Genomic DNA, 16,184 nt, shown 5'->3' with positions numbered 1-16,184 from the left:
CGTACCACAGCAGGCATTCCGACCGTCAGCTCATTTTTGCTCCCTTGTCTCATACCCTGTATTGGCTGTACTGAGTTGCGACGGCTGATTACGCGTCATCCTGCTTCATATTTTGCCTGCTATCTTGTAAGCGATCTCTCACAAAAGCGTGAGAAATATGCGTTTTCTATGATCTCTTTCAGCGCACAAATCTAAAAATATATCAACCAATTCATTGTCTTATGTTTTTATCGCCTTGTGGCCTGAGCGCAGGGGAAAGAGCAAACCAACGACTGTGCTGTGTCCGGCGCGTAATTATCGTAGTCTTAGAAGTGTCGAAGGAATTGACACACGGAACAGGATAACGGCCAGGGAGCAGGGTCGGTTAAGGATGATAGTGAAGGCGAGGATAGCTTTCACGCTAAGGACGGTTCAGGACATGGCGGGATGCCGGCTGCAGTGTTCAGGGTGACACTGCTCAGGAAGAGACAGGGATACTTTCAGAACGAAAGCAGGGACACCGCCAGGAAGGTCGAAGAGAGTTATTTCAGGATGAAGTAACGGATCAGGAGATCAACGGACACGTTCAGGATGAGCGTTTAAAGGAAAATCGCCGACGGATTCCGGCGCATCAAAGGAATGAGGCAGGGAGCCTATGTGTAGCCGGATTGCTGCAAGTAAGACCTAAGGGCGCAACGTAAGTTGCGCCCGTTTTATTTTGTGTGTCGGGAAAAAGAAAAATTGGCGCGGGAACGGTTCAGCCCGGCATATGGTGCGGCGGCACATAAAACTGTACCGGACGCAGCCCCTTGAAGGTGGCGCATCCCTGATAGGCATCAGCACCGTCAGCTGAAAACTCAAACAAGTACAGGGTTTGCCAGCTCCAGTTGCCGGCATCATCTTTCAGGCGGTGCGAGCCTCTGGCGACACTCAGCAACTGCAAGCCTAACTGCTGGCAGCGTTGAGTGATAAATTGCTGGGCCAGCTCGCTCTGGCGCCTTTGCTGCCAGAACAGATAGCCCAGTATGGCCATCGCCAGTATGCCAAGTAAATTATCCATCCGTGGGATTTCCTTCTCAGTTCCGTTTCATTTGTTATTGGCCGCGAGTGGCTTGCTGCAACCGGGTAATGGCCTCGGTCAGCTCGGCATTGGCTGAACTGTGCAGCACCTGCAGCATAGTGCCGCGCAGTGCTGGCAGCATGACGAGATCGGCAAACAGCTGGTTGAATAAATTCTGATCCTGAGTCTGGGCCAGGCGCAGTAAAAACTGACTGGCTGAGTCAGTGTCAGCTAGGCCTTTCCAGCACCGGCCGGCTATGGCGACCAGCATTTCAGGGTGGCAGAGTTCAGGTTTGGCCAGTATGGCCTGAAGCGCCCGGTTCAGCATAGCCGTCTCGGCACCTGACATGGCACGCAGTAAGGCAGACAACAGGAAGATGTCGGTTTGCTGTGCCGTCAGCTCACCTTGAATGCGTTCCGCCAGACGCTCAGACAGCGCCGCTGGCAGCTCACAGTGTTCCAGACAACCCAGCAGCGCGTACAGCGGCGTCATGGGGAGATTCTGCAGCGCCTTGCGCAGGCAGGTCGCGTTATTTTCCTGCTTCATGCGGGCGCAGATATCGGCCAGCCCCTGTAAGCCGACGCCCTGCCATTGCGCCCAATCCAGTTTACCGCTGAGATACACCTGGGCATGTTCGTAATACTGGCTGGCTGGCAACGCCAGTTGCTGACGCAGATGGGCGTGGAAGATCGCCATTTTGTCGTCTTTCGGTTTGAAGGTATACGGGTTGGCCGCCAGCTTCTCCTGCTCTTCGTCTGTTGGCACTGCATTGAGTGTGGCGCCCATGGCTTCGATGACATACTTAATGAAATCGCCGACTGCGGCCTGTTTGAGTAAGCCCCGCTCATCCAGCGGCAGCTTGAGAAACCAGATCCAGGGCGGATTACCCTGCTGCCAGAAGGAAATCGACAGGTGAGCATGCTGCTGTAACGGCCATGGATAAGGTTGGCGGTTATCTTCAACCGCTTTGAAAGTTGCTCGCTCGATTTCACAGACCCGGCGGCCCAGATCGAAAATCTTATACTGGCATCCGGCATTGTCCAACAGTTGGGTCAGGGTGTGAAATTTATCCATGGGCATGCTACAGGGCTCCTAGAGTTTGACGGCTTATGCTGGCGCATTATAGGGAGTTGAGCGTGAAGATGGTATCCTTGCGCGCCAGTTGTCCGGCTGAGCTCACCCTCAGCCATCAGGCTAGTTATGTTGATCCAGGAGTACAGCATTGGATTGTTACGAAAAAACCACCCGTTTGCTGGTACGGTTAGAACAGCAGTTACGCGCGCAAGGACTGTGGCAGCACAGCCCGCCCAGTGAGGAAGCGCTGGCCAGTACTGAGCCATTCGCCATTGATACGCTGACATGTGCAGAATGGCTGCAATGGATTTTTCTGCCCCGTATGTATCATCTGGTCGAGGAAAGGCTGATGTTGCCGACTCAGTTCAATATTTATCCCTATGCTGAAGAGTCAGCCAAACTGGAACCTGAACTGGCCGGTGTGTTGCCGTTGATTGCTGAACTGGATCACTGGCTGGGCGGGGCGAATCAATGACAGCGCCAAATACTGAACTTGAGATCCTGTATCAGGATGACTATCTGGTTGCCGTTAACAAACCGGCCGGTATGCTGGTGCACCGCTCCTGGCTTGATCGCCACGAAACCCGGTTTGTGATGCAGACCCTGCGGGATCAGCTCGGTGGGCAGCATGTGTTTCCCTTACACCGACTCGATAAACCGACCTCAGGCGTACTGTTATTTGCACTCTCAAGCGAGATGGCCGCTGAAATGATGCCAAAATTTGCGGGCCGGGAGGTGAAGAAAACCTATCATGCTGTGGTACGCGGCTGGGTGAAAGAAGCCGCAGTATTGGATTATCCGCTGAAAGAAGAGCTGGATAAGATGAGCGATAAGCGGACCTTGCAGGACAAAGCACCGCAGGAGGCCGTCACAGCGTATCGTCCGCTCGCCAGAGTGGAAACCCCAATCCCTGTCGGCCGTTATGCAACCAGCCGCTATACCCTGGTTGAAATGAAACCGGAAACCGGCCGCAAGCATCAGCTGCGCCGGCACATGCATCATCTGAGTCATCATATTATTGGTGATGTGAACCATGGTGATGGCCGGCATAACCGCATGTTCAGGGAGCACTATGACTGTCACCGGCTGATGTTGCATGCCTCTGCGCTGGAATTTATCCATCCGGTTACCGGTCTGCCGATAACGATCCGTGCAACCGTGGATCAGAGCTGGCAGGGTGTGATGCTGGCCTTCCAGTGGCCGCTGTCTTATCTGGACGGATAAAATCACCGTTTTTGATTGCAGGATCGCGCATTTGTGTTTCGGAATTTGCATCTGGCCGGTACAAGGGTCAGAGTAATCTCAGGTCATTGAAATTTAAACAGGGAGTGAGGTGTGACTGTGATGGCAACTATTGGTGTATTTGTGGGCTCTGTGTTTGGCGGGGCAGAGGAAGTCGCAGAAGAAGTCGTCAGCGAGCTGAAAACCAATGGCCACGATGCGGAACTGTTCACAGATCCCAGTCTGGACGATTTTCTTGCTTACCGGGATCAGGTCGCGCTGGTGATTACTTCCACCACAGGGCAGGGGGAGATCCCTGAAAATCTGTTGCCGCTGTATATGGCGCTGAATGATCAGTTTCCACTGATGCCGGCGCTCAACTATGGCGTGATAGCGATGGGCGATTCCAGTTACGGTGAGGACAGATACTGTGGCGGCGGACGGCAGTTTGACGCCTTACTTCAGGAGCTGCAGGCCAAGCCTGTGACTGCGCGTCTGGATATTGATGCCTGCGTCAATTTTGATCCGGCGGAAGCGGCGCTGCCCTGGCTGCAGGACTTTATGAAAAAAGTGCAGTAATGCCGGTGACTCACAGGTAGCGAGATCTAAAAAGGGCACCTCAGCAGGTGCCCGATTTCTGACTTATTATTTACCACTAGTTACTTCAGTTTTGCCAGATCGGATTCGATCTCGGCAATTTTATGGCTGACCACCTGTTCCAGATGGCGTAAATCGTCCAGAATTTTTTTCTTGATATCGACATCGGTGTGACGCTTTTTCGTGATCTTGTCTAACTCGTCGGTGACAAAAGTCAGCTTGCGGTTAATCTCCGAGACTTCCTTGGCTTCACGGTTGCCGCTGTTCACGATGACAGACTTGGACTGGCGTTGGAATTTGAACTTCATGCTTTTGGCAAAAATCTCTCCTTTTCCTTTGGCGAAGTAGATTTTCAGAATGTCATTCGCAGCTTCCTGGCGCAGACTATAACTTTCAATGCGCTCAGGGTGTTCGATGCCCAGGCTGGTAAGGTTGGGGTACATGGCGGCCTCGTGTTGTTTCAGTCAATAAACCGTCTGCGCTCAGTACAACAAATGCGAACCTAAGTGGCATTACCTGGCGTTGATAGAGGCAGTTTGTTGCTACTCTAGCAATTTATGCTGGGTAAATCTTGCACGCGGCGCAGAATCTGCGTCAAGGATTCGCAACAGCCCGTCATGTTTGGCTGACGGGCTGACTGGTTTGACTATGCCGCGTCGTCAATACGTTCAATCAGTGCGGTTTTGAGCGCCGATTCCTGCTCGGCGCTCAGTTGCTGACCCTCTTCATTGACCAGAATGAAAAAGTCTTCTGCTCGCTCCCCTATGGTAGTGATCTTGGCGGCCTGCAGACTGACATTCTGATCGGCAAACACTGAACCTATCCGGGCCAGCAGCCCTGGCATGTCCAGTGCCACCAGCTCCATCATGGTCTTTTTGCCTGTTTTGGTGGGCAGAAAATCGACCTGGGTTTTGACGTTGAAATGGCGCAGCTTGCGTGGCGGACGCTTATTGCGCCGCACCGAAACCATGGTGTCCAGGGCATGGATAAGATCGTCCCGGACCGTGGCGCGGCGGTTGTCCGTCAGGGGATCACCGTTTGGATCCAGCACCATGAAGGTATCTAAGGTGTAGCCATCTTTACTGGTCATGATTTGTGCATCATGAACGCTGAGGTTTTTCTTATCCAGTTCGGCCACAACAATGGCAAACAGTTTGGCTTTGTCGCGGCTGTAAACGAACACTTCAGTACCGCCACGGGTCGGCTTTTTGCTGATCAGTATCAGCGGCACATCCGGATTCTCATGTTTCAGCAGCGCCTCGGCATGCCAGGCTATCTGCTGGTGGGTGTGACGCAGAAAATAGTCGGCTTTAAAACGTTGCCAGAGCACGTCGACTTCACGCTGGCTGAAGCCTTGGCTGCGCAGCAGGGCAGAGGCCATTTGCTGGTTGTGGCGAATACGTTCGCGGACATCAGGCGGGTTTTCCAGGCCGCGACGTAGCGCTTTCTGGCTGGAGTAATACAGTTCGGCCAGCAGGGTGCGCTTCCAGCTGTTCCACAGCTCCTGATTGGTGGCGCAGATATCTGCCACTGTCAGGCAAATCAGATAATCCAACCGCTCTTCATCGCGCACTGTCTTGGCAAACTCAGTGATCACATCCGGGTCATAAATGTCTCTGCGCTGGGCGGTGACTGACATCAGCAGGTGATTCTTGACCAGCCAGGTGACCAGATTGGCTTCCGGTCGCGACAGGCCATGTTCAAGGCAGAACCGGTAGGCGTCGTCTGCCCCCAGCTCGGAATGGTCGCCGCCTCGGCCTTTGGCGATGTCGTGGAAAATTGCCGCCAGTATCAGCAGTTCTTTTTTCTGAATCCGCGGATACACTTCGCAGCAGATAGGGTGAACCTCCCGGTTGGCCGGATCGCTGAATTTGTTCATGTGTTTGAGCAGGCGGACACTGTGCTCATCCACGGTGTAAACATGGAACAGGTCAAACTGCATTTGCCCCACTATCTGGCTCCATTGCGGGAGATAGGCGGCAAGCACACCGTGGCGGTGCATCAGGTGAAAAGCTTTGTTCAGGGCGTTTGGCTGGCGTACCAGCTCCATGAATTTCTCGCGTGCTTCAGGAATATCCACTAAAAAACGGTTCAGACGGCGTCGGGCAGTACGTAACTGGCGCAGCGTGGGGGCTGAAATGCCTTCTATCTCTGAATTACCTGCGATATGCAGGAACATGTCGAGAATGGTCTCCGGACGTGCCTGAAATAAGGCTGGCTTTCTGGCTTCGATGAGGTTGCCGACCAGGCGGAAATCGTCGTCCAGATCGACGATGGCTAACTCGTCACCGTTTTTCAGTATCGCCTGATCAAACAGCTGCAGCAGCATTTTATTGAGTTCGGCCACACGCCTGAGCGTGCGGTAGAACTCTTTCATCATCATTTCGACCGGTTTGTTGCCTTCCCCTTGATAGCCCAGTTTTTGCGCGACGGAAGCCTGATGCTCGAAGGTCAGCCGGTTGTCGTAGCGTTTGAGCTCACAATGCAGGGCAAACCGGATACGCCACAACGAGGCCTGGCACTCATACAGTTCACGGTACTCGGCATCGGTCAGAAAACCAAAGCGGCTCATCTCCAGCAGATTGGTCGCGCCGAAATGCCGGCGGGCGACCCAGCTTAAGGTGTGAATGTCACGCAGCCCGCCAGGGCTGGATTTGATATCCGGTTCCAGGTTATAGGTGGTGTCGTGATAGCGGGCATGGCGGATGCGCTGCTCTTCGACTTTGGCACGGTAGAAGGCTTCGCTGGGCCAGAATTTGCCGGAATTGACCTGATCCTGCAATTGCAGAAAGCTGTCTTCACTGCCGCACAGCAGGCGGGCTTCCTGAAGATTGGTGGCCACGGTTAAATCTTCCAGCCCGATATTGATACACTCTTCAACGGTACGGACGCTGTGGCCCACTTCCAGCTTGAGATCCCACAGTAAGGTCAGAAACTCACTGATTTGTTTTCCTGTATGATTATCAAGCGGGATGGTACTGAGCAGCAGGATGTCGACGTCAGACAAGGGATGCAGCTCGCCGCGACCGTATCCGCCGACCGCAACCAGCGAGAGATCGCCGCGCTTATCGAGTCCGAACAGGGGCCAGAGATGGCGAAGCAGCCGGTCTATACAGCCCGCTCTGGCTTCGACCAGCTCAGTCACAGGAACATGCTGGGAGAAGAGTAACTGCTGCTGATCGTTGAATTGCTCCAACTCTTCTTTGAGCATGATAAGCAGCTGAGCAGTGTCTTCGCAGCTGGTTGGGGTGTGGGGTTCGGATTGAATCTGTGTCATTGCTGTCCATGCCATGTTGAGGTATCAGTGACGGGCAATAAAGTCTTGTTTCCAAGCCTTTGCTGGTGGCTGGGAGGAAAACTGCCGTCTCTTTACTCTAGCCTGAATTACAGCAACAAAAAAGCCAGCAATGTGCTGGCTTTGAGTCAATGGTCAGTAATCGTCGAACTGACCTGCGGATCAGGCGTTTTTCATCACCCGTGGCAGGCTTTCTTCTTTACGCAGGGTCAGGATTTCACAGCCGCTATCGGTGACCAGCAGCGTGTGTTCCCATTGCGCCGATTTCTTGCCGTCGACAGTGTAAACCGTCCAGCCGTCTTCATCATCGAGAAGGCAGCCGAACTTACCGGCATTGATCATTGGCTCGATGGTGAAACACATACCCGCTTTCAGTACAGTGCGGTCGGCGTTTTTGTAATGGACCACTTGCGGCTCTTCATGGAATTCATCACCGATGCCGTGGCCACAGTAGTCTCTGACAATGGTGAAGCGGCTGTTACCGTTTTTCACAAACTTCTGGATTGTGGTGCCAATCTCGCCCAGCTTGGTGCCCGGCTTCACTTTTTTAATGGCCTGGTAAAGGCTTTCCTGCGCGACACGGCACAGGCGTTTGTCTTCCAGTGAGACCTCGCCTACTTCAAACATTTTAGAGGTATCGCCGTGGTAGCCATCTTTGATTACCGTGATATCAATGTTGATGATATCGCCATCTTGCAATACATCTTGTTCACTGGGAATGCCGTGGCATACCACATGGTTGATTGAGGTACAGATGGATTTAGGGAAACCGTGATAGTTCAGCGGAGCCGGGATCGCACCCTGGGTTTCGGTGATGTACTCATGACAGATCCGGTTCAGTTCTTCAGTGGATACGCCAGGTTTTACATACGGCTCAATCATTTCCAGTACGTCGGCAGCCAACTGGCCGGCAACGCGCATCTTTTCAATTTCTTCAGCCGTCTTGATCTTAATGCTCATGCAAACTTCTCTGCTCTGTCAGTCTCTATACTTTATATGGTATCAGCGAGAGCGGAGGATGAAAACTGACTTTGGTCTGTACAGAAGATTTTGACTGGATTTTTGTGGTCTAAATATGGTATAAAGCGCGCCGTAATTTGGCATATTGTGCGTTGACGAAAGTCAGTGCGGCAGGTCAGATTGCGAAAACATTATTTTATTTAATCACTCACACATATCGACACGTGCTCCGGGGTGCCCAAGGCTTATGAGTAAGTCGACCTTAAAAGGTCAAGGGTCGGTAGCATGGGATATGTGGACGCCTAACCCCAATTGAGGAATATTCAATGGCAACTGTATCAATGCGCGACATGCTGAAGGCTGGTGTACACTTTGGTCACCAAACCCGTTACTGGAACCCTAAGATGAAGCCATTCATCTTCGGTGCTCGTAACCGTGTACACATCATCAACCTTGAAAAAACTGTACCAATGTTCAACGAAGCGCTGGCAGAAATCAACAAGATCGCTGCTCGCAAAGGTAAAATCCTGTTCGTTGGTACTAAGCGTGCTGCAAGCGAATCTATCAAAGACGCGGCCAACAGCTGTGATCAGTACTACGTGAACAACCGTTGGTTGGGCGGTATGCTGACTAACTGGAAAACTGTTCGTCAGTCAATCAAACGTCTGAAAGATCTGGAGACTCAGTCTACCGATGGTACTTTCGACAAGCTGACTAAGAAAGAAGCGCTGATGCGTACTCGTGAAATGGAAAAACTGGAGAAATCTCTGGGCGGTATCAAGAACATGGGCGGTCTGCCAGACGCTATGTTCGTTATCGATGCTGATCACGAGCACATTGCTATCAAAGAAGCGAACAACCTGGGTATCCCAGTATTCTCTATCGTAGATACTAACTCTAACCCAGACGGCGTAGATTACGTTATCCCAGGTAACGATGACGCAATCCGTGCTATCCAGCTGTACACAGGTGCTGTTGCAACTACTGTTACTGAAGCTCGTAACCAGGACATCGTTGTTCAGGCTGAGCAAGACGGTTTCGTAGAAGCTGAGTAATCAGTCGCTCCTTTGAGCATCTTAAGTTACCTTGTGTAAACTAAGTATGGTTAACAGGGGCCGTTTACAGGCCCCTGATTTTTACACCAAGATTTGAAAACTGAGGATATAACAATGGCAACAGTTACAGCTGCCCTGGTTAAAGAACTGCGTGAGCGTACTGGCGCAGGTATGATGGAATGTAAAAAAGCACTGGTTGAAGCAAATGCTGATATCGAGCTGGCCATCGAGAACATGCGTAAGAGCGGCGCTGCAAAAGCGGCTAAGAAAGCAGGTAACATCGCTGCTGAAGGTTCTATCATCATCAAGAACAACGACAGCCTGGCTGCTCTGGTAGAAGTGAACTGCCAGACTGACTTCGTTGCTAAAGACGGCAACTTCCTGGCTTTCGCCAACGAAGTCGCTGATGCTGCACTGGCTGGCAAAACTGACATCGCTGAACTGCAAGCTCAGTTCGAAGAGAAGCGTATTGCTCTGGTTGCTAAAATTGGTGAGAACATCTCTATCCGTCGTGTTGCTTACATCGAAGGTGAGAAAGTGGCTTCTTACCGTCACGGCGACCGTATCGGTGTTGTTGTTGCTGGTAACGGCGAAGACGAAACCCTGAAGCACATTGCAATGCACGTTGCAGCTTCACGCCCAGAGTACGTGAACCCAGAAGACGTACCAGCTGACGTTGTTGCTAAAGAACGTGAAGTTCAGGTTGAAATCGCCATGAACGAAGGCAAGCCTCAGGAAATCGCTGAGAAGATGGTTGAAGGCCGCATGAAGAAGTTCACTGGCGAAGTCTCTCTGACTGGTCAGCCTTTCATCATGGAGCCTAAGAAATCTGTCGGTGACGTACTGAAAGAAAACGGCGCTTCTGTTTCTACCTTTATTCGCCTGGAAGTAGGTGAAGGTATTGAGAAAGCAGAAGGCCTGAGCTTCGCTGAAGAAGTTGCTCTGGCGCAGAAAGGTTAATCTTTCGCAAATTGCTTATAGAAGACCGTGGCCAAGGCTGCGGTCTTTTTACAACTCCATATCTCTATAGTAAGCCTGGAAGGTACAATAAATGACCACGAATCCTAAACCGACTTATCAACGGATCCTGCTGAAACTGAGTGGCGAAGCGCTGCAGGGCGACGAAGGTTTTGGTATTGATGCACATGTGCTTGACCGCATGGCTCAGGAAATTAAAGAACTGGTAGAACTGGGCGTACAGGTGGGTCTGGTTATCGGTGGTGGTAATCTGTTCCGTGGTGCAGGTCTGGCTGCTGCGGGTATGAACCGAGTTGTGGGCGATCACATGGGTATGCTGGCGACAGTGATGAATGGCCTTGCCATGCGTGACGCGCTGCACCGTGCCTATGTGAACGCGAAAGTAATGTCAGCTATTCCGCTGAATGGTGTCTGTGACAGCTATAACTGGGCAGAAGCTATCAGCCAGCTTCGCCAGGGCCGGGTCGTTATTTTCTCTGCCGGTACAGGTAATCCTTTCTTTACGACAGATTCAGCGGCATGTCTGCGTGGTATTGAAATTGAAGCTGATGTTGTGCTGAAAGCCACAAAAGTGGACGGTGTTTACAGCGACGATCCAGTTAAAAACCCAGAAGCTGTTCTTTATGATAAGCTAGGTTATCAGGATGTTCTGGAACAAGAGCTGAAAGTCATGGATCTCGCCGCCTTCACATTGGCTCGTGACCACGGTATGCCGATTCGTGTGTTCAACATGAATAAACCTGGCGCACTGCGCAAAGTGGTGATGGGTGAGCCGGAAGGTACCTTGATCGCTCACAGCGAGTAAGGGCGTAACATATTGATAGGGTAGGAAAACAGCTTCCTGCTAAGACCGACTATTCAAGGGTACAAACGTGATTAACGATATTAAAACTGATGCGCAAACGCGCATGGAAAAAAGTGTTGAAGCACTGAAATCTCAGCTGGCAAAAGTGCGTACTGGTCGTGCACATCCAAGTTTGCTAGATGGTATTCAGGTTGACTACTACGGATCCAACACACCGCTGCGTCAAGTAGCTAACGTCATCGCTGAAGATGCCCGTACCCTGGCCATTACGGTATTCGACAAGGAACTGACGCCTAAAATTGAAAAGGCGATCATGATGTCGGATCTGGGCCTTAACCCATCCTCTGCAGGTACGGTTATCCGGGTTCCACTGCCAGCATTGACGGAAGAGCGTCGTAAAGACCTGGTGAAGGTTGTTCGCGCTGAAGCAGAACAAGGCCGTGTTGCCATTCGTAATATCCGTCGTGATGCCAACGCAGAAGTGAAGGCACTGCTGAAAGATAAAGAAATTTCAGAAGACGATGATCGTCGTGCTCAGGATGACATTCAGAAGCTGACTGATGCTGCCGTGAAGAAAATTGATACCATTTTGGAAGCAAAAGAAAAAGAGTTGATGGAAGTATAAGGTTCTCCTTACTTATTATTGACTCTGGCTTGATAAGCTCTAAAGCGCTGTGCGTGCAGCACGGCGCTTTTTTGTTGAGGGAAAAGTATGACAGAGCATACAAGCAGCACTGAATGGTACACCCAGAACCTGCCCAAGCACGTGGCTATCATTATGGATGGTAACGGGCGCTGGGCGAAGGCGAAGGGTAAAGCGCGGGTGTTTGGCCATAAAGCCGGTGTAGAAGCCGTACGTAAAACTGTCTCTGCTGCGAGCCGTATTGGTATCCAGGTAGTGACTCTGTTTGCATTCAGCAGTGAAAACTGGCGCCGTCCGGAAGATGAAGTGTCTTTATTGATGGAACTCTTTTTGACCGTTCTTGGCCGGGAAGTGAAGCGTCTGCATAAAAATAACATCCGTCTTAAAATTATTGGCGACACCAGCCGCTTCAGTCAGCGTCTTCAGGACAAAATCACGGCAGCCGAAACTTTAACCGCTGGCAACACCGGCATGGTTCTCAACGTGGCGGCGAATTATGGCGGACAATGGGATATTCTTCAGGCTACTCAGGCTCTCGCCCGGGAAGTGGCCGAGCAGGGGCTGACCCCGGATGATATCACTGAAGACATGCTGGCTGCTCGCTTATCCACCAGTGGCTTGCCTGATGTCGATCTTCTTATTCGTACCAGTGGCGAATGCCGGATCAGCAACTTTATGCTGTGGCAGACCGCCTATGCCGAATTGTATTTCACACCGCAACTCTGGCCTGATTTTGATGAAAATACCTTAGCCGATGCCATTGCCTGGTTTATGGATCGGGAGCGTCGTTTTGGTTGTACGGGTGAACAAATAAAAAGTTACTGAAAGCTCAGTAACACCAAGATGGTAGCGCGGAAAATGGAACCCCGCTGCCATTCTGAAAACAAGCTCGTGGCTTGTTGGATTGCTGCCAAGCAAGATATTGCTGAGAAGCGACAACGATAAATAATAACGAGAGGAACAAGCTTGCTTAAGCAACGAATTTTGACTGCATTGGTTCTGGCACCATTGGTGGTAGCCGGCATCTTCCTGCTACCTTTTTCGGGTTTTATGTTGGCTATCGCAGGTATCACCCTGGTTGGCTTCTGGGAATGGACCCAGTTTGTAAATACCCGTTCACGCCTGCTGGCGATGGTACCCCCTGTCTTAGTCTTACTGGCGTCATTTCTGGCTCTCCCTGCAGATGCCATCGAATTGGGTAATTTACAATTTCCTCATCACATCATGTTAGCTGCAGGTGGCGCCTGGTGGTTGTTTGCCTGCTTGCTGGTCGTGACTTATCCGAACCAATCTGGCTTCTGGGTTGGTTCAACCACGCTTCGTTACCTTTTTGGCTTACTGACTTTGATTCCCTTTTTCTGGGGCGTCGTCATGTTACGTGCTGTTAACTATGCCGAAGCCCCCTATCTGGGTGCCAAACTGGTTATGTTGGTGTGTTTACTGGTCTGGGCGGCAGATAGCGGTGCTTATTTCGCGGGTAAACGTTTTGGCCGCCATAAAATGGCCCCCAGAGTCAGCCCGAATAAAACCCTTGAAGGGCTTGCCGGTGGTGTGGTGCTGGCAGTGGTCGTCGCGTGGGCAACCGCAGAACTGTTTGGCATAACCTTTAATAACAGCGGTGCACTGTTAGTGACAGTGGTGCTGACTGTGATTGCCTCTGTATTTGGTGATTTGGCAGAGAGTATGCTCAAGCGTGTTTCCGGAATTAAAGACAGTGGACAGATCTTACCTGGTCACGGTGGTATTCTGGATCGGATAGACAGCCTGACGGCGGCACTGCCCGTTTTTGCATTGCTCTATCTCTGGCTTATCTGAGACCTGATTCGGGGGGAAGCGGGTAACCACTTCCCCCATTTTGATTTTGATACCCTTGATAGTGTGTTGACCCCTGTTTACACACTGACTGGAAATGAACGGTAGGATTATGGCTGTGAACAGCCAGAATTCATAAAGTAGTGAAGGTATGCGTAAGTTAACCATTCTTGGAGCAACGGGGTCGGTAGGCACCAGTACACTGGCCGTAGCGGCAAACAATCCTGACCACTTTGAGGTGGTCGCGCTGGCGGCTGGGACAGACAGCCGTAAAATGTTTGAACTGTGCTGTCAGTGGAAGCCCAAGTTTGCAGCTATGGCCTGCGAGCAGGCCGCACGTGAACTGTCTGAGCAGTTGAAAGCTCACGGTGTTGCCACTCAGGTGCTGACCGGTGTTGCTGGCATGTGCGAAATTGCCGCGCTGGATGAAGTGGATACCGTAATGGCCGCCATAGTGGGGGCAGCAGGGTTGATGCCGACTATGTCTGCGGTTAAAGCCGGGAAGCGAGTGCTGCTGGCTAATAAAGAAGCCCTGGTGATGTCTGGCCAGATGTTTATTGATGCCGTTGCGAAGTATGACGCAGAATTATTACCGGTGGACAGTGAACATAATGCTATTTATCAGTGTCTACCCTTAGGTGTTCAAAAGCAGACCGGGCGCTGTGATCTGTCTGCAGCTGGGATCAGTAAGATTTTGCTGACCGGCTCTGGTGGTCCGTTTCGCTATACCGATCCACGGGATCTGGAGACTGTGACACCGGAAATGGCCATTGCGCATCCAAACTGGTCGATGGGACCGAAGATTTCCGTTGACTCGGCCACTATGATGAATAAAGGGCTGGAGTACATAGAAGCCCGCTGGTTGTTTAATGCGTCCAGGGAGCAACTGGAGGTGCTGATTCATCCCCAGTCGGTGATTCACTCTATGGTACAGTACAAAGATGGTTCAGTGATTGCGCAGATGGGTTTGCCGGATATGCAGACGCCAATCGCTTTTGCCATGGCCTATCCTGAAAGGGTGGATGCCGGCGTTAAGCCGCTTGATTTTACCCAGGCGGGAGAACTGACATTTATGGCGCCGGATATGTCGCGTTATCCGTGTCTGCAGCTTGCGATAGATGCGTGCTACAGTGGACAGGCAGCAACAACGTCGCTCAATGCTGCCAATGAGGTGGCGGTGGCAGAGTTTCTGGCCGGTGGAATACGTTTTACCGATATCGCGCGAGTGAACCAGCAAGTGCTGGAGCGGATTAACCTGACAGAGCCGCGGAGTCTGGAGTGTGTGATGGCGTTGGATGCTGATGCACGACAGCTTGCGCAGCAAGTGATTCAGAAGGTAGCTAAATGATGGGAATTTTGTGGAATTTGGGCGCCTTTCTCGTTGCGCTGGGCATTTTAATTGCGGTGCATGAATTCGGACACTTCTGGGTTGCACGCCGTTGCGGCGTGTATGTCGAGCGTTTTTCCATTGGTTTTGGCAAACCCCTATGGCGCCGGGTTGATAAGCAAGGCACCGAATACATACTGGCAATGATCCCACTCGGCGGCTATGTCAAAATGCTGGATGAGCGGGTTGACACTGTACCGGCTGAACGTCGCCATCAGGCTTTCAATAACAAGTCATTGTGGCAAAGAAGCGCCATTGTGGCGGCTGGCCCTCTTGCTAACTTTGTTTTTGCTATCTTTGCCTATTGGGTTGTGTACCTGATTGGTGTCCCTGCGGTTAAGCCGGTGATCGGAGAGGTTGCGCCGCAGTCAATAGCCGCCCAGGCCGGTATTGAAAGCGGCATGGAACTTAAGTCAGTTTCCGGTATCCAAACTCCGGATTGGGAGTCCGTCAATATGGCCATGATAAGCCATATTGGTGATGATGAGATGACGCTGACAGCCGTGCCGTCGGAAGAGTCTTATGAAAAGACATTCAATCTGGATTTGCGCAACTGGTCTTTTGACCCGGAAAGTGAGCGTATACTGACGACTCTGGGTCTCACCCCGTTTTCACCGCCGATCACGCTGGAAATTGGTCAGTTGGTGGATAACGGAGCGGCCAAAAAAGCTGGCTTCGAAATAGGGGATACGATTGTCGCTATCGATAAGCAGCCGATTACTCAATGGCTGCAGGTGGTTGATGCGGTTCGTTCCAGCCCGGATCAAACGCTGACAGTTCAGTTGCGCCGTGGCGACGAGCTGGTAGAAGCCTCCTTGACGCCCATTAGCAAAAAGTTGCCGAGCGGTGAGTGGGTTGGATATGCTGGCTTCGCACCTGTGATGTCAGAGTGGCCAGCAGATCAGCGCTTTGTTCGCCAGTATGGACCGATTGAGGCCATTGGTGAAGCGACCGGGAAAACCTGGCAACTGGTGACACTGACCTTTGATATGGTAACCAAACTGGTGACCGGGGATGTGGCACTGAAGAATTTAAGCGGCCCGATTTCTATAGCCAAAGGTGCGGGAACAACGGCTGATTATGGCATAGTGTACTTTTTGGGTTTCCTGGCTTTAATTAGCGTTAACCTGGGTATAGTGAACCTGTTGCCGCTGCCTGTGCTGGATGGTGGGCATTTACTCTTTTTTGCAATTGAAGCTGTGACACGACGTCCTGTTTCAGAGCGTATACAGGATCTTGGCTACCGTCTTGGATCTGTGATTTTAGTCGTTTTGATGGCTGTAGCGCTCATAAATGATTTTACCCGCCTTTAATAAG

General features: G+C 51.5%; 16 protein-coding genes. 11 read left to right on the top strand and 5 right to left on the bottom strand.

What is annotated here, in order from left to right:
- Positions 1-736: 736 nt before the first annotated feature.
- Positions 737-1,039, bottom strand: a complete 303-nt coding sequence (locus KCG43_RS17165; RefSeq protein WP_192017567.1) for a DUF3301 domain-containing protein — start codon at positions 1,037-1,039, stop codon at positions 737-739.
- Positions 1,040-1,073: 34 nt separating this feature from the next.
- Positions 1,074-2,120, bottom strand: coding sequence for a DUF3549 family protein (locus KCG43_RS17160; protein ID WP_255558084.1), 1,047 nt, complete (start codon positions 2,118-2,120; stop codon positions 1,074-1,076).
- Between the two features lie 142 nt (positions 2,121-2,262).
- On the opposite strand from KCG43_RS17160, the gene KCG43_RS17155 reads away from it, so the two are divergent.
- The 3 genes from KCG43_RS17155 to KCG43_RS17145 all read left to right on the top strand — a co-directional run bounded on the left by KCG43_RS17155 (position 2,263) and on the right by KCG43_RS17145 (position 3,914).
- Positions 2,263-2,589 (top strand): YqcC family protein, encoded by a 327-nt coding sequence (locus tag KCG43_RS17155; protein ID WP_161444723.1) that lies wholly within the window; start codon positions 2,263-2,265, stop codon positions 2,587-2,589.
- The gene (truC, locus tag KCG43_RS17150) at positions 2,586-3,338 is read left to right on the top strand and encodes a tRNA pseudouridine(65) synthase TruC (RefSeq protein WP_218386467.1); all 753 of its coding nucleotides are present in this window, start codon (positions 2,586-2,588) and stop codon (positions 3,336-3,338) included. Before KCG43_RS17155 ends, truC begins: the two co-directional genes overlap by 4 nt.
- 120 nt (positions 3,339-3,458) lie before the next feature.
- Positions 3,459-3,914 carry a flavodoxin gene (locus KCG43_RS17145; protein WP_192017609.1) on the top strand — a complete coding sequence of 152 codons (456 nt, stop codon included), beginning with the start codon at positions 3,459-3,461 and terminating at the stop codon, positions 3,912-3,914.
- A gap of 80 nt (positions 3,915-3,994) precedes the next feature.
- Here KCG43_RS17145 and KCG43_RS17140 read toward each other — a convergent pair whose 3' ends face one another.
- The 3 genes from KCG43_RS17140 to map form a co-directional block, all read right to left on the bottom strand.
- Positions 3,995-4,375, bottom strand: a complete 381-nt coding sequence (locus tag KCG43_RS17140; RefSeq protein WP_192017569.1) for a DUF3461 family protein — start codon at positions 4,373-4,375, stop codon at positions 3,995-3,997.
- 203 nt (positions 4,376-4,578) lie between these two features.
- Complete coding sequence (gene glnD, locus KCG43_RS17135) at positions 4,579-7,209, bottom strand: bifunctional uridylyltransferase/uridylyl-removing protein GlnD (protein ID WP_218386466.1); 2,631 nt, start codon at positions 7,207-7,209, stop codon at positions 4,579-4,581.
- Between the two features lie 180 nt (positions 7,210-7,389).
- Positions 7,390-8,187 carry a type I methionyl aminopeptidase gene (gene map / locus KCG43_RS17130; protein WP_192017571.1) on the bottom strand — a complete coding sequence of 266 codons (798 nt, stop codon included), beginning with the start codon at positions 8,185-8,187 and terminating at the stop codon, positions 7,390-7,392.
- A gap of 326 nt (positions 8,188-8,513) precedes the next feature.
- Here map and rpsB point away from each other — a divergent pair, with 326 nt between their 5' ends.
- From rpsB to rseP, 8 genes are all read left to right on the top strand, one after another.
- Entirely contained in the window at positions 8,514-9,242 is a 729-nt protein-coding gene (rpsB, locus tag KCG43_RS17125) for a 30S ribosomal protein S2 (protein ID WP_192017572.1), read from the top strand.
- A 114-nt stretch (positions 9,243-9,356) separates the two neighbouring features.
- A complete protein-coding gene (tsf, locus tag KCG43_RS17120) occupies positions 9,357-10,202 on the top strand; it encodes a translation elongation factor Ts (protein WP_192017573.1) in 846 nt (281 codons plus the stop codon).
- A 91-nt stretch (positions 10,203-10,293) separates the two neighbouring features.
- The gene (pyrH, locus tag KCG43_RS17115; RefSeq protein ID WP_027251665.1) at positions 10,294-11,025 is read left to right on the top strand and encodes a UMP kinase; all 732 of its coding nucleotides are present in this window, start codon (positions 10,294-10,296) and stop codon (positions 11,023-11,025) included.
- A 67-nt stretch (positions 11,026-11,092) separates the two neighbouring features.
- On the top strand, positions 11,093-11,650 hold the full coding sequence (gene frr, locus KCG43_RS17110; RefSeq protein ID WP_192017574.1) for a ribosome recycling factor: 558 nt from the start codon (positions 11,093-11,095) through the stop codon (positions 11,648-11,650).
- An 87-nt stretch (positions 11,651-11,737) separates the two neighbouring features.
- Entirely contained in the window at positions 11,738-12,493 is a 756-nt protein-coding gene (locus KCG43_RS17105; RefSeq protein ID WP_218386465.1) for an isoprenyl transferase, read from the top strand.
- Positions 12,494-12,634: 141 nt separating this feature from the next.
- Entirely contained in the window at positions 12,635-13,483 is an 849-nt protein-coding gene (locus KCG43_RS17100; protein ID WP_192017576.1) for a phosphatidate cytidylyltransferase, read from the top strand.
- Positions 13,484-13,631: 148 nt separating this feature from the next.
- On the top strand, positions 13,632-14,828 hold the full coding sequence (gene ispC / locus KCG43_RS17095; protein WP_192017577.1) for a 1-deoxy-D-xylulose-5-phosphate reductoisomerase: 1,197 nt from the start codon (positions 13,632-13,634) through the stop codon (positions 14,826-14,828).
- Entirely contained in the window at positions 14,825-16,180 is a 1,356-nt protein-coding gene (gene rseP / locus KCG43_RS17090; RefSeq protein WP_218386464.1) for a sigma E protease regulator RseP, read from the top strand. Before ispC ends, rseP begins: the two co-directional genes overlap by 4 nt.
- Positions 16,181-16,184 lie beyond the last annotated feature (4 nt).

Origin of the sequence: Photobacterium sp. WH24 (genome assembly GCF_019204055.1) — a bacterium.
In the GTDB taxonomy this organism is placed as follows: Bacteria; Pseudomonadota; Gammaproteobacteria; order Enterobacterales; family Vibrionaceae; genus Photobacterium; species Photobacterium arenosum.
Note: the sequence above shows the minus strand (reverse complement) of the source record. Positions and strands in the feature narration are given on the sequence as shown.

Coding starts and splice junctions, on each gene's coding strand:
- pyrH (WP_027251665.1), top strand. CDS start 10,294: ATGACCACGAATCCTAAACCGACTTATCAACGGATCCTGCTGAAACTG.
- KCG43_RS17140 (WP_192017569.1), bottom strand. CDS start 4,375: ATGTACCCCAACCTTACCAGCCTGGGCATCGAACACCCTGAGCGCATT.
- tsf (WP_192017573.1), top strand. CDS start 9,357: ATGGCAACAGTTACAGCTGCCCTGGTTAAAGAACTGCGTGAGCGTACT.
- ispC (WP_192017577.1), top strand. CDS start 13,632: ATGCGTAAGTTAACCATTCTTGGAGCAACGGGGTCGGTAGGCACCAGT.
- KCG43_RS17145 (WP_192017609.1), top strand. CDS start 3,459: ATGGCAACTATTGGTGTATTTGTGGGCTCTGTGTTTGGCGGGGCAGAG.
- glnD (WP_218386466.1), bottom strand. CDS start 7,209: ATGACACAGATTCAATCCGAACCCCACACCCCAACCAGCTGCGAAGAC.
- KCG43_RS17160 (WP_255558084.1), bottom strand. CDS start 2,120: ATGCCCATGGATAAATTTCACACCCTGACCCAACTGTTGGACAATGCC.
- rseP (WP_218386464.1), top strand. CDS start 14,825: ATGATGGGAATTTTGTGGAATTTGGGCGCCTTTCTCGTTGCGCTGGGC.
- KCG43_RS17105 (WP_218386465.1), top strand. CDS start 11,738: ATGACAGAGCATACAAGCAGCACTGAATGGTACACCCAGAACCTGCCC.
- rpsB (WP_192017572.1), top strand. CDS start 8,514: ATGGCAACTGTATCAATGCGCGACATGCTGAAGGCTGGTGTACACTTT.
- map (WP_192017571.1), bottom strand. CDS start 8,187: ATGAGCATTAAGATCAAGACGGCTGAAGAAATTGAAAAGATGCGCGTT.
- KCG43_RS17165 (WP_192017567.1), bottom strand. CDS start 1,039: ATGGATAATTTACTTGGCATACTGGCGATGGCCATACTGGGCTATCTG.
- truC (WP_218386467.1), top strand. CDS start 2,586: ATGACAGCGCCAAATACTGAACTTGAGATCCTGTATCAGGATGACTAT.